General features: G+C 54.0%; 9 protein-coding genes. 6 read left to right on the forward strand and 3 right to left on the reverse strand.

The window, feature by feature from the left end:
- Positions 1-302: 302 nt before the first annotated feature.
- From I6E40_RS01300 to I6E40_RS01310, 3 genes are all read right to left on the reverse strand, one after another.
- Entirely contained in the window at positions 303-461 is a 159-nt protein-coding gene (locus I6E40_RS01300) for a hypothetical protein (RefSeq protein ID WP_235385048.1), read from the reverse strand.
- Between the two features lie 330 nt (positions 462-791).
- On the reverse strand, positions 792-3,515 hold the full coding sequence (locus I6E40_RS01305; RefSeq protein WP_235385049.1) for a PD-(D/E)XK nuclease family protein: 2,724 nt from the start codon (positions 3,513-3,515) through the stop codon (positions 792-794).
- 105 nt (positions 3,516-3,620) lie between these two features.
- Positions 3,621-6,941, reverse strand: coding sequence for a UvrD-helicase domain-containing protein (locus I6E40_RS01310; RefSeq protein WP_235385050.1), 3,321 nt, complete (start codon positions 6,939-6,941; stop codon positions 3,621-3,623).
- A gap of 385 nt (positions 6,942-7,326) precedes the next feature.
- Here I6E40_RS01310 and I6E40_RS01315 point away from each other — a divergent pair, with 385 nt between their 5' ends.
- The 6 genes from I6E40_RS01315 (at position 7,327) to ruvA (ending at position 13,047) form a co-directional block, all read left to right on the forward strand.
- Entirely contained in the window at positions 7,327-7,530 is a 204-nt protein-coding gene (locus I6E40_RS01315) for a winged helix-turn-helix domain-containing protein (protein WP_235385051.1), read from the forward strand.
- 158 nt (positions 7,531-7,688) lie between these two features.
- Positions 7,689-8,651 carry a glycosyltransferase family 2 protein gene (locus I6E40_RS01320; protein WP_235385052.1) on the forward strand — a complete coding sequence of 321 codons (963 nt, stop codon included), beginning with the start codon at positions 7,689-7,691 and terminating at the stop codon, positions 8,649-8,651.
- Between the two features lie 102 nt (positions 8,652-8,753).
- Positions 8,754-9,794, forward strand: coding sequence for a UDP-glucose 4-epimerase GalE (gene galE / locus I6E40_RS01325; protein ID WP_235385053.1), 1,041 nt, complete (start codon positions 8,754-8,756; stop codon positions 9,792-9,794).
- Positions 9,795-10,075: 281 nt separating this feature from the next.
- Positions 10,076-11,224, forward strand: coding sequence for a carboxynorspermidine decarboxylase (nspC, locus tag I6E40_RS01330; RefSeq protein ID WP_235385054.1), 1,149 nt, complete (start codon positions 10,076-10,078; stop codon positions 11,222-11,224).
- A 198-nt stretch (positions 11,225-11,422) separates the two neighbouring features.
- On the forward strand, positions 11,423-12,319 hold the full coding sequence (locus tag I6E40_RS01335) for a homoserine O-acetyltransferase/O-succinyltransferase family protein (RefSeq protein ID WP_235385055.1): 897 nt from the start codon (positions 11,423-11,425) through the stop codon (positions 12,317-12,319).
- A 125-nt stretch (positions 12,320-12,444) separates the two neighbouring features.
- Positions 12,445-13,047: a Holliday junction branch migration protein RuvA gene (gene ruvA / locus I6E40_RS01340; RefSeq protein WP_235385056.1), complete on the forward strand. Its 603-nt coding sequence runs from the start codon at positions 12,445-12,447 to the stop codon at positions 13,045-13,047.
- Positions 13,048-13,094: the final 47 nt, after the last annotated feature.

Genomic DNA, 13,094 nt, shown 5'->3' on the forward strand with positions numbered 1-13,094 from the left:
GCACCTAAGAAAAACTAGGAGCGCACCTAAGAAAAACTAGGAGCGCACCTAAGAAAAACTGGGAGCGCACCTAGGAAAAATTAGGAGCGCACCCGGTTAAAATTTGCCTTCCTCAAATTTTTCTTTCCCTTCCTCTAGTTTTTCTTTCCCTTCCTCAAATTTTTCTTTCCCTTCCTCAAATTTTTCTTTGCCTTCCCATAGTTTTTCTTAGCCTTCCCCTAGTTTTTCTTAGCCTTCCCCTAATTTTTCTTAGCCTTCCCCTAGTTTTTCTTTCCCTTCCCCTAATTTTTCTTAGCCTTCCCCTAGTTTTTCTTTCCCTTCCTCAAATTTTTCTTTCCCTTCCTCAAATTTTTATTTGCCTTCTTCAAATTTTTCTTTGCCTTCCTCAAATTTTTCTTTGCCTTCCTCTCTCCAACTCTTCCTCTCTTTGTCTCTTTGTCTCTTTGTCTCTTAGTTCCCATGTAGGGTTCAATGCAGGGTTTGTGTAGGATTTTTGGTTCAAACCCTACACATCGTAACACGCGGAGAATCAGCGAGATACGAAGAAAATGTAGGGTTCTGTGTAGGGTTTGCAGGATTTTTATTTCCCCTTTATTTATGTATGTAGATGCTGCGTGCCGGTGCATTTTCTTCATGACGAGTTTCAGTGGTGCACCGTTACGTCCGCAGTCTTCTTTGCACTGTTATTCCGCAGTCTTTTCGCACTGTTATTCCGCAGTTTTCTTCGCACTGTTACGTCCTCAGTCTTCTTCGCACTGTTATTCCGCAGTCTTTTTCGCACCGTTATTCCGTCATCTTCCGCAGAGTTTTCGGTAGTTGCATTGCTTACAGTTTCTTTCGTTCAAGGTAGGTTGGAAGGGGATGTCCGGATTGAGAATCTCTTCAAAGAGCGCGCGTAGGTTTGCCTCCACTTCCGCTGCGATGCTTCGGAAGTCTCGGAGTGTTTCTTTAGCGATGTTGAGGTAGGGATTATAGTCTTTTGCTGCAGCGCGGTGAATGAAGAAGAGTGCCGGCATGAGCGGTCGTGCGACATATTTCTCAGCGTCTTTGCATCCGAGGAGCATGTAGGCGTAGAGGCAGGTTTGTAGGGTATAGCGCGGGTGCGGGTGTCCCTCCTCGTCAAATTGGAAGAGCGCTTCCACGTCCGCTGCTTTTTCGACGTGTCCCCCTGTTTTGTAGTCCACGATGCGCCAGACCATTTCGTTGTGTCCTTCGATTTGCGCCAGGTCGAGTCGGTCAATGATACCGTTGAGCGTGATGGTTTTCTCTGTTTCTCCGACGCAGACCGTGATTTTTCGTTCCACCTTTTTTTCCGCCTCGCAGACTGTGAAGTTCGTGGCGGGTAGTTCGGCAGGCGTTTGTCCGGCTTCGTAGGCGAGGAGGCGTTCCAGGTATCGCATGACCGCTTCGTGAGCAAGAGGCGGTGCGGTGATGTTTTCAGTGTGGAACGCTTCTTCGACGAGTTCTCGGAGTCGTTTTTTTTCTTTGGCGAGAGGTGCTAAGTTTGTCGGTGTGAGAGGTTTGCCGAGCAAGGGTTGGTAGAAGAGTTCCGCTGCTTTGTGGCAGACCGTTCCGAAGTCTTGAGGTAGGATGACGGCGTCGGCGGGCGTTGTGTCCGGTAGTTTGCAGACATAGTGAAAGTAGAAGGAGAGTGGGCATCGCAGATAGGTGTTGATGGCAGAGGGCGACAATCTCTCCAATTTCATGTCTTTTGGCTTCTTTCCTTCTTCCAAGATGCGGTGTTTCGGAAGTGGGTGTGCTTCGAGGGTGAGTCGGCTGATGGGGTGTGGGCTCTCCACGCAGAGTGCTCGAACGAAGCGGCTCATTTCTCCTCGGTTCATGCCGGAGGTGGAGGAGTCAAAGACAATCTCCACGTCGGGGCAGCGTTGCAGGAGGCGGTGGAAGTAGTAGGAAAAGACTGCGGTGGTGAGGTCCGCGGTTGTCAGTCCGTAGCGTTTTCTGAGCAGTCTGGGAATGAAAGAGTTCTGTGCCTCCTCCGTTGGGAGTTTTCCTTCGTTGACGGAAAGGAGGATGAGGTGTTCGAAGTCCAGGCATCTCGATTCGAGCACCCCCATGAGTTGCAATCCCGAGAGAGGTTCTCCGTGGAAAGGCACAGTCAGCGTTCTCAGCACTGTCAGGAGTAGTCGTCCTTTCATTTTTTCGTCGCCGAGGGGCAAGTTCCCCTCTTCTTCCATCGCCATCAGGTGGGCGACGGCAGTGAGGCAGCGATAGGTAGATTCGCAGCGCAGATTCTCCAACCAAGTTTTGCCGGCGTCCGTGTTTTCGGAAGTGGTCGTGCTTTCGGAAGTTATGTTTTCTTCGTTGTCCTCTTCGGTGTCTTCGTTTTGACGAATCATTTCTTTTTGCAGGGCTTGGTATATTTCCGCCAGTGAACTGCCGTTTTCCACCATGCGTGTGGCGAGGTCGAACGCCGGTGTCTGACTCAGCGGGAAACCCTTTGTCACGTTCACCTCCTTCACCTGAGCGGGTAGGGTGTTGAGCATGGGTTGCAGGAGTGTTTCGTCGCAGAGGACGACGGCAGTTTTTCTTGCCTGCTCCGCCGCGAAGTGCTGTCGGTCTTTCAGCCAGAGCGCGGCGTGGTGCGCTTGTGCCACGCTTCCCGGTGCATCCACGATGGTGATGTGGCGCGCCGGTTCGGGGGTGCAGAAATTGTGGAAGCATTTTTCGGGCAGTGCAGACGGATTTTGGGCGAGGTTTCGTCTCATGAAAAGTCCCGCTTCGTGAGCCTCGTCCTGCACGTAGGAATCGTCGTAGTCCCAGTAGAAGAGCACGTAGTCCTTCCATCCTTTTTTCTCCCCGTGTGCTTTGAGTGCGTCGAAGAGCGTTTGTGTGGCACGGTCGATGACGTTGAGTCCGACGAAGGCGATGTGTCGGATGGTTTGTGGCGGTTCGAGTGTTCCGTTCTTCAGTTGTTCCGCCACGTCGCGATAGAGTTGCCCCTCGTATGCCAGCCCCTCCGCCGCGAGTTCCGAGCGCAGGGCTTCGTAGAGCGGGAGGAGGTTCTGCCAGAGTGCGGCATAGCGTTCGCGGAGCACCGATTTCCCCTTTTCGAAATCCGCGAAGAAACGTCGCAGTTCCTCTCGCTGTTCGAGAGTGAGGAAACTGTCGTCCACGAGTTCCTCCAGTTCTTTGAGGTCTCCGAAGACCTTGCTTGCCGGTGCCATGTTTTTGTCCACGTCGTCAAAGTCAGAGAGAATGCGTTGTCCCCAGCCATAGAAAAGTTCCGGCGCGAGTGTGCTGTCGGTCAGGCGAACGTAGTGGGCGTAGAGTCGGAAGACCGTCTCAATCGGGTCTGCGACGCGCAGCGTCGAGAGCGAGCGGAAGAACTCCGCGATGGTGAGGTAGCGCGGTGTCCAGATGGGTTGGTCGGCTGCGAGGCTCTCGTTGAGGAAGAGGGCGGGGCGTTTTCCGGGAAAGATGACGAGCGTGTGGCTGAAATCGTGTCCGATTCGTCGTTTCAGGTCTTCGGCGACCAAAGAAAGGAATGAGTTCATGGGGACTATGTAAGAGCGTGAGGCGTATATATATATAATAAGGAGTCCTATATGTGTACCTAAAGAGTCCTATATATAATTAAGGTATATGATGATTTAGAGGGTTCAGACGGCGCGGAGTTCGTCGTGGAGTACATACCAGACGAAGCCGCTGACTTTTTCGTATCCCATTCGTCGCAGGAGTTCGACGTATTGGGCGACTTGGCGTCGGTGCGCTTCGGTGGGACGTGCGAATTTGTAGTCCACCACCACCGCTTCTTTCTCTTTCACCATGACGCGGTCGGGTCGTCTTGACACGGGTCTCCCCGCAGCGTCTCGGAAGAGGATGGCGCACTCGTTGTAGAGTTCGTAGGTTCCGTCGAACCACTTTCGTGCGTGGGGTGCGGCGATGCGTTTGGCGAGCAGTTTTTGAATGTGGTCTGCCTCGGAGCGCCGTGCGAAGAGTCCCTCGTCGCGGGCTGCGCGAACCGCTTTTTCCAAGTCATCGGCGGTGCGCACATTCTCCAAGATTCGGTGGCACGCCGCACCGAAAGCCATGTCGTTGGCGGGTGACTCTCCATCGCCGTTCTCGGCGGCACCTTTGAGGTTCTCGGCAAAGGTGCGCGCGGCGTTCGACTGCAGCAACGTCACTTGCGGCGCTTTGGGCTGCAGCGCTACCGGCAGGACCGGGAGACTGTTCTCGCCAAAGGGGTTGGCGGACTGCTCCTTCGTTTTTTCTTCCCATTTGACCGGTTCGCCGCTGAGGAAACAAAGAATCGGTTCGGGTGTTTTCTGTTCTTCGTCGTTGTCGGTGGTGTTGTCATCTTCTTCGGTGGCTTCCTCTTCGCAGCACTCAAAGATGTTTTCCAGTTCCACCTGCTCCAGCCCTGTTTCGGGAAGAACTTCCGCCATCAGCGTCGCCATGTCCCCCCCCTTTTTTCTCGGTGTGCCCCAGATGCAGAGGTGTGCCACGGCACGAGTGAAGGCGACGTAGAGCAGGTTCAGGTTGTCGATGTGTTGCTGTGCGATTTCAGTCAGATAGTCCTCCGCATAAATCGAAGCGGTGACCGTCTTGGAGGCGTAAGTTCCAACCGGCACTGAGGGCAGTTGGTTGAAGGGCGAGAGTTCTTTCGGCGGTGTGCACCAAAGCACGTCCTCCGGGCGGCGCGTCTCCATTGCCCAATCCGCGAAGGGCATGAAAACCGTGTGGAACTGCAGACCTTTTGATTTGTGTATGGTGCAGATGCGAACGGCGTCACTGTTCTCCGTGTTGCTCGGGACAGATTTTGAAGCGAGGTTTTCGTCGCACCAGGCACAAAATCGGGTGATGTCCGAGGAATGCTCGCAAAGGAATTCCAGGACTTGGTCGAAGAAGGCAAACAGATAGGCAGACTGACCGTGCGCTGCCCGCTCCGGTGAGTCTTCGCTGAGTCCGAAGCGTTCGGCAAGGTTGGAACACAGTTCAAAGAGCGGCATGTCCTTGAGCGATTCGTCAGCCAGTTCCGACAGGTCGTGAGAGGGGAGAAGCAGAAGTTCGCATTGCCGATTGAAGACCGCCTGCTGCAGCGCGCGCTCCTCGTTTGCAATCCATTTCAGTGCCGCGACGAGCATCAAGACGGCAGGGGAGGAGAGGAGGTGATAGGCTTCATCCGAGGAAACCGGTACGTCGGGATGATGAACCGAAAAGTGAGAGGCGACGAATGCCGCTTCGTTGTTGTAGCGCACGAGGATGCCCATCTTGCCGTAGGGGACACCTTGATTTTCATGAAGGTCAGTCATGAAGGCATGAAGATGCTCCAGCACCGCCTCGCTGCTCATCGATGAGGGCGGCAGACACACGCTGACGAGTCCGCCGTTGCGTCCACTGCGTGGTTCCTGCACGACGTCGGCATAGAGTTTCGCCATGTTCAAAGGCTTCGTCGCGCCGCTCTTCTTCCACTGCTCGTCCAAATGGGCAGCAGCCAGTTGAAAGAAGACATTGTTGAAATCCACCACGTTCGGCAGACTGCGGAAGTTCGTGTCGCAGGGCATTTCGCCCTCTTTGGCGGGAGCGTCCAAGGACTGACCTTTCGTGTTGAAGACCGCGGCGGGAGGCTTCGAGTTCGGACCGAGGGCAGAGAGAATGTTCCAACTGCCACCGCGCCAGCGATAGATGCTCTGTTTGATGTCGCCGACCACCACGCATTTCTGCCCGCTTGCCACCAACTCGTCAAGCAACATTCGGAAGTTGTCCCACTGCATTTGCGAGGTGTCTTGAAATTCGTCAATCATGACGTGGCGCAGGGTGGTTCCAATGCGCTCATAGATGAACGAGGCGTCACTCCCCTTCACCATGTTTCCGAGCAAAACGGGCGTTTTGGCAAGCATGAAATGTCCGGCGGTACGGTTGGCGGCTTCGACCTCGGCATCCACGTGGGTCAGCAGGGTCAGCGGCGAGAGCAACTGCAGCGTGAGCCGAATGCTCGTCAGCGTCAGTGCTGCGTTCCTCCGTCTCTGTTCCAGTCCGCCAAGTTTTTCGGAAACCGTTTCGGCGGCGGTGAGCATGTCCCCATTCTTCGCATCCGCTTTCTTCACCAGCGTCGAGGAGTCCTCCATGTTTTTCAAGAGCGTGGCAGAAGGTTCGGTGATGAAGTCGCCGTCGGCGATTTTTGAAGCGTATGTCATCAGAGACTTTCCGCGCGAGAAGGCGGTGTAGTCGAACGGCAGTTCTTGCAGTATCTTTTGATAAGCCTGTGCCTCTTGGTGCAGTTTCTCGGTCTCTTCCTTCTCTGCCGCGCGGAGGCATCGTCGCAGGTCGTTCATTTTCTGTGGGTCGTCCGTCACTTTTCGAATTTCACGTTCGTGGCGGAGGTAGGTGTCTCGGAAGAGGTTTGAGCCGGCGAAGGATTTGAGCGATTTAGAAATGTTCCACCCCTGTTCGTCCTCGATGTGCTCTTCCATGTAAGCCACCAGGCTCTCCATCAGTTTTTTCTCGTCTGCGCATCCCTTCTCCGGGTTTGTCTGGGCGAGGAGTTTGTCCACCGCCTTCGCAATGATTTCCTTGTCGGCGAGGTCGATTCGGAAGCCGCGCATGAGTCCGAGTTCGTAACTCATGTTTGCCAGCACCGCTTGAAAGAAGGCGTCAATGGTTTGAACCCGGAAGTTGTCGTAGTCGTGGAGAATCGCTTTGAGCAGCGCTTCGGCTCGTGCGGCGAGTAGGCTCGGGGCAAGTCCTGTTTCTTGGGCGAGTGAAGCCGCAAAGTTCAGGTCGCCCGTGCCGCGGGCGATGTCAAAGAGATAGGCAAGGATTCTGTCTTTCATCTCTCCCGTCGCCTTGTTGGTGAAGGTGACGGCAAGGATGTGTCGGAATTCGCCGGGATCTTCGCTTCCGAGAGCGGCGGTGAGGTATTCGAGCGCGAGACGATAGGTTTTTCCGGAGCCGGCAGAGGCTTTATAGACGTGTAGCATAGATTGTTTGCAAGTTCGTTGTGCGGGAACGTTGCCCCAGTGTGTTGTTCGCAGCAAGACGTGTGGGCAACGCGGTGACAAATTTACACATATCTTTTTTTCCGCAATGAAGACAAAAGAAAGGCTTTGCGTTTCATTCCTTCTGGAAAAAAGGCGCGTTTCTGTCAAGTTCGGTGCGCAAAAACGCCGGTTGATTCACTCATCTGCTTGAAATACAACAAAAAAACGTGATTTTATTTCTCAGTGTTTGCCAAAATGAACTAATTTTGCAGTGCGTTTCAGAGAGTTGCGAAAGAAACTCCCGGAAAGAGAATCCGGAAACGCGTCCCTCAAAAGATTATATTTTTAATATTTCCTTCATTTATTAACCAATTCAAAACTAATTATGTTTGAAGAAAAGACCGGTGCATTTGCCGGAAAGATTTGGGAAGCCCTCAACGAAGGCGGCAAACTCACAGGCAAAGAATTGAAAAAAGCTGCAAAACTTCGCACTGACAAAGAACTCTATCTCGGCTTGGGATGGTTGCTCCGCGAAGGTAAACTCGTGATTGAAGAAGTTGAAAAGGACATCGAGGTAGCTCTCGCCTAATCCTTCTCCGACACAAACCCAAAATGAATTTTCGCCGACTTACATATAATAATGTGTAGGTCGGTTTCGTTAAAAGAAGCGAGTGAGGTCCACTTTTCCTTTTGAAGTGACTTCGCTCGCTGCTTTGTTTCCAAACTTCTTTCTGTCAGTTTTTCTTCATGACGGACACGACTTTCAAAGACGGCATCTCGGTGCTCATTCCGGTCTATAACTACGACTGCTCCGCCTACGTTCGCGGACTCTCCGAACAACTCCGCGCCCTCTCGGCGGAAGAGGGTGGGGTGGAGCATGAGATTCTTCTTTTTGACGATGCCTCCACCGATGTCGTGACGCTCCAAGCCAACCGCTCACTGCACCGTGTCCCCGGCGTCCGAGTTTTTGAAGGAGAGAAAAACATTGGCAGAGCCCGCGCACGGAACTTCCTGCTCGACCAAGCGCGCCATCGCTTCGTCCTCATCACCGATGCCGACGCTGCGCTCATCAGCCCCCGTTTCCTGGCGACCTATTGGCAGCGGCGCGCCGAAGCGTCCGTCCTGGTCGGTGGACTGACCTCCGCCGTTCCCAAACAGCGGGGACACGAACTTCGCTTTCGCTATGAACAACATGCCGAACTGCAACGTCGGCGACGTGCCGCGCAGAGTCAGAAGAGCGAGGCGGACGATGCCTATCACCACTTTTCGACTTTCAACGCCTGGCTGGATTGTCGCGCCGTTGCTTCCCAGCGTTTTGACGAACGATGTGAGGAGTATGGCTATGAAGACACGCTCTTCGGTCTCACGCTCCGCGAGCAGGGCATTTCGGCGCGCATCATCAATAACCCTTTGGGGCATCTCGGCATTGACAGCAACGAAAGTTTCCTCGCCAAGACCGAAGCCTCGCTCCGCACCCTCTCCCGCCTGACAGGCATCATGCAAGACACAGCAGGCACCTCGCGCCTCTGGCAAAGCCTCCGGCGCGTCGGGCTTTCCGGGCTCGTGGCACACCTCTTCCGTCTGTCGCAACCCCTTTTGCGCCGACAACTCCTCAGCCGACACCCCTCGCTTTGGGTTTTCCAACTCTACAAATTGGGCTACTATGCCGTGCTCATGAAGAGCCAAAGACAAGACAAAAAACAAAATTAAAAGCATTTAAACTTTGCTCTTTGAACGCGACACCGTAACTTTGCCGTGTATAACCAAACGAATAGCAACGCTTACACTAATTTCTTAAATAAAACAATTACCATGAGTAAGAAAATTCTTGTGACCGGCGGAACCGGTTTTATCGGTTCTCACACAACTGTCGAACTGCAGAATGCAGGCTATGAGGTAGTGATTGTGGACAACCTTTCCAACTCAAAAGCAGACGTGGTGGATGGCATCGAAAAGATTACGGGCATTCGTCCCGCCTTTGAAGAAGTCGATTGCTGCGACCTCCCCGCTCTGGAAGGTGTCTTCAAGAAATACCCCGGCATTCAGGGCATCATCCACTTCGCTGCCTCCAAGGCTGTCGGCGAGAGCGTGGAGAAACCGTTGATGTACTATGAAAACAACATCGTTTCTCTCATCAACCTCCTCAAACTCATGCCCGAGTATGGCGTGAAAGGAATCATCTTCTCTTCTTCCTGCACCGTCTATGGTCAGCCCGACCCCGAGAATCTCCCCGTCACCGAGGAAGCTCCCATCAAGAAGGCAGAAAGCCCCTACGGCAACACCAAGCAAATCAACGAAGAAATCGTGCAGGACTTCGTTCACAGCGGTGCCCCCATCAGCGCCATCCTGCTCCGCTACTTCAACCCCATCGGCTCTCACCCCTCCGGCATCATCGGCGAAATGCCCAACGGAGTGCCCGCAAACCTCATCCCCTATCTCACACAGACTGCCATCGGCATCCGTCCCTGCCTCAAGGTGTTCGGTGACGACTATGACACGCCCGACGGCTCTTGCATCCGCGACTACATCTACGTGCTCGACCTCGCAAAGGCTCACGTGGCTGCCATGGCACGCATCCTCGAAGGAAAGAACGCTGATCCCGTCGAAATCTACAACGTCGGCACGGGCAAGGGTGTCAGCGTGCTGGAACTCATCAACACGTTTGAAAAGTGCACCGGTGTGAAACTGAACTACGAAATTGCTCCCCGTCGTGAAGGCGACATCGAAAAAGTTTGGGGCAACGTGGACAAAGCCAACAAGGTGCTCGGCTGGAAAGCCGTTCACACGCTCGAAGAATCCCTCTCCTCTGCTTGGAACTGGCAGAAGAAGTTGCGTGAACGCGGCATCATGTGATTTGTAAACTTCGTCCTGAGGGTGTGTCAAAATGCACATTTTGGCTTCACCCTTGAAGGTGCGTCAGAATGGCTAAGATGCAAGGCGCCGAGGATGAGGGCGCAGGGAGTGTACTGAAGTACATGACCAAGCCCGAATCCGATAGCAACACAGCAGATTGGCTATTATGACACACCGCCGGAATGAATCTCTTTGATAATATCGGACACTGCCGTCACTTCCTGAGTCCTTGGAAGTCGCTCCGGCAGTGTCCGTTTTGTTTGTACGCTTTTTTTGCTATTATGTCCCGACCTTACTATCTCCTCGAAGAAACGCGCCTGCGGAAAAATCTTTCGCTCATCAAATCTGTGGCGGAACACACCGGCGCGGAGTTCATCCTCGCCTTCAAAGCCTTCGCACTCTGGAAGACCTTTCCCATTTTCCGAGAATACATCTCCCACACCACTGCCTCCTCACTCCACGAGGCTATGCTCGCCTTCCACGAGTTCGGAACGAAAGCCCACACTTATTCTCCCGCCTACGAAGAAGACACCTTTGACCAAGTCGCAGCGTGTTCTTCCCACCTGACCTTCAACTCCCTCTCGCAGTTTGAACGCTTCCTGCCCCGCCTGCACCAGATGGGAAACAGCGCACCCTCCGTCGGACTGCGCATCAATCCGGAGTATAGTGAAATTGAAACGGAACTCTACAATCCCTGTGCGCCGGGAAGTCGCTTCGGCGTGCTCTCCGACGAACTGCCCGACGAACTGCCCGCAGCCATCGAGGGCTTTCACTGTCATTGTCACTGCGAAAGTTCGGCGGAAAATCTGGCGCGCACGTTGGTGCATCTTGAAGAACGCTTTGGACGCTGGCTGCCCCGCCTCAAATGGCTGAATCTCGGCGGAGGACATTTGCTGACGCGAGAAGGCTACCACGTCGCTTTGCTCGAAGAAACACTCCTTGGGCTGCGTCGCCGCTATCCCAACCTGCAAATCATTCTTGAGCCCGGCTCCGCCTTCGGCTGGCAGACCGGCTCGCTCTTCGCTCAGGTCGTCGATGTCGTGTGTCACCGCGGCGTCTCCACCGCCATCTTGAACGTCAGTTTCACCTGCCACATGCCGGACTGCCTCGAGATGCCCTATCAGCCCGCCGTCCGCGGCGCCGCCTCGGTGGAGGACAGCGAGGCGAAGAACCCGAAGGAAGGAGACTTTGTCTATCGTCTCGGCGGCAACAGTTGCCTCAGCGGAGACTACATGGGAGCCTGGCGTTTTGACCATCCGCTGCAAGTCGGCGAAGAGGTGGAGTTTTTGGATATGTTGCACTACACCAACGTCAAGACCACTCAGTTCAACGGCATCACTCTTCCCGACATCCGACTCTTGAAACAAAACGGTGAAGTCGAAGTGCTCCGACGCTTCACCTACGAGGACTATCGCGACCTCATGGACTGACGATGCTGAGGCTTTTTCGCTCGTCCGGCTCTCCGTTTGGGCGCATAAAATGATTCACAATTCCCTTCTTTGTTTCCCGCTCCGCTCCTCCTTTCAAACTTCATGGAACTCTCCAATAAGTTCATTTAATGAACGTTTAATGAATCAGTTAGTGAGCACAGTTTTTTCAATTCCGTTTGACTATCAACCCCAACTGCTTTGATTCTTCTTCCCCAACATCTTCCCGCAGCAGAAATTTTGAGAAACGAAGGCTTCGATGTACGTGAAGTCCCCTTGGAGTCTTTCTCTCAGCCAGCCCCCGGCTTCTCCGACGTGGCGGTTTTGAACCTCATGCCCGTCAAGCCGACCACCGAACTCGACTTCGCACGAGTCTGTGTCCGCACCGGACTTTCGCTCCGTCTCTGTTTCTTTCGCCTGGACGGTCAGACCTTCAAACACACTTCCGAGGACTACATCCGTTCCTTCTATCTCTCTTTCTCGCAGTTGCGACAGTTGCCGCCGCGCCGCCTCATCGTCACCGGTGCTCCACTGGAACAAATCGCTTTTGAAGACGTGCGCTATTGGCAACCGCTTTGCGAACTTATGGATTGGGCGGACCGTCACGTCCCCTCCACGCTCTATGTCTGCTGGGCGGCACAGGCTGCGCTCTACCATTTCAATCGTGTGCCGAAACACGCCATTCCCGAAAAGCGTTTCGGCATCTTCCCTGTGGAAACCGCCGGAGAAGACGTGTTGAAGACGGCTCCCGCGTGTCGTCGTTTTCTCGAGCCGCTCGCACCTTGTTTCATGATGCCCCATTCCCGCCACAGTGAGGTGCGTCTCGCAGACTTTCCGACCACCGGTGCCGATGCACCGTTGCCGCTCGCCTCGGGAGCAGACTGTGGGCTTTCGCTGGCTGCCACAGCCGATTTGCGTCGCGTTTTCGTCACGGGTCATTTGGAATATGCTTCCGAAACGCTTCACAACGAGTATCAGCGCGACCTTGCCAAAGGGCTTCCCATTCAGCCGCCTTTGAACTACTACTCTCCCGAAGGGGAAATCCAAAACCGCTGGCTTCCCTCTGCCGTCACTTTCTACCGCCGCTTTTTGGAATAAGGTTTTTTCGCGCTTTCGCGAAGGCGTGCGGAGTCTTTTCGATGGGTTTTGACGCCGTGCAGCGTCAAAGAAAATTCTGCTTCGTTTTCACAATAAGCCACGCAGTTTTCCGTTATATGTAAGTTATGATAGATTATATTCGCGGAACAATAGATAGTCTGACCCCGACGGAAGCGGTGGTTTACACCCCCGGCGGCGTGGCATATTCCTTAGGTATCTCTTTGAACACCTTCACCGCCCTGGAAGGCAAGGAGGAAGTTCGGCTGTTCGTTTATGAGAGCATCCGAGAAGACGCTTGGCAACTCTTCGGTTTTTCAACCCGCGAGGAGCGCGCCATCTTCCTCTGTCTGATTTCAGTGCCCGGAGTGGGCGGTCAGACAGCACGAATGGTGCTTTCCTCCTTCACGCCGAGCGAACTCATCGAAGTGGTCCGTCGCGAAGATGCTGCTGCGCTCAAGCGTGTCAAAGGCATCGGACCGAAGGCGGCAGCTCGCATGATTGTCGATTTGCGTGACAAAGTCGAAGTGCTTTCGGGCGAGATGGCCCTGGCAGACACGCCTGCGCCCAAGTCGGCGGCAGCGTCTGGCATCGCCCACGAAGCCGTCGATGCACTCGCCGTGCTCGGCTTCCCGCCTGCCATGGCGCGCAAGGTTGTGGCAGCCGTTCTTGACGAAGAGCCCGACGCCTCCGTCGAAAGGGTCATCAAGTTGTCGTTGAAGAGAATGTGATTCTCCGTAGCATAGAAAAAACACTCCCTTGAAGGTATCGCGCAACA

The organism is Prevotellamassilia timonensis (genome assembly GCF_021531665.1).
GTDB lineage: Bacteria > Bacteroidota > Bacteroidia > Bacteroidales > Bacteroidaceae > Alloprevotella.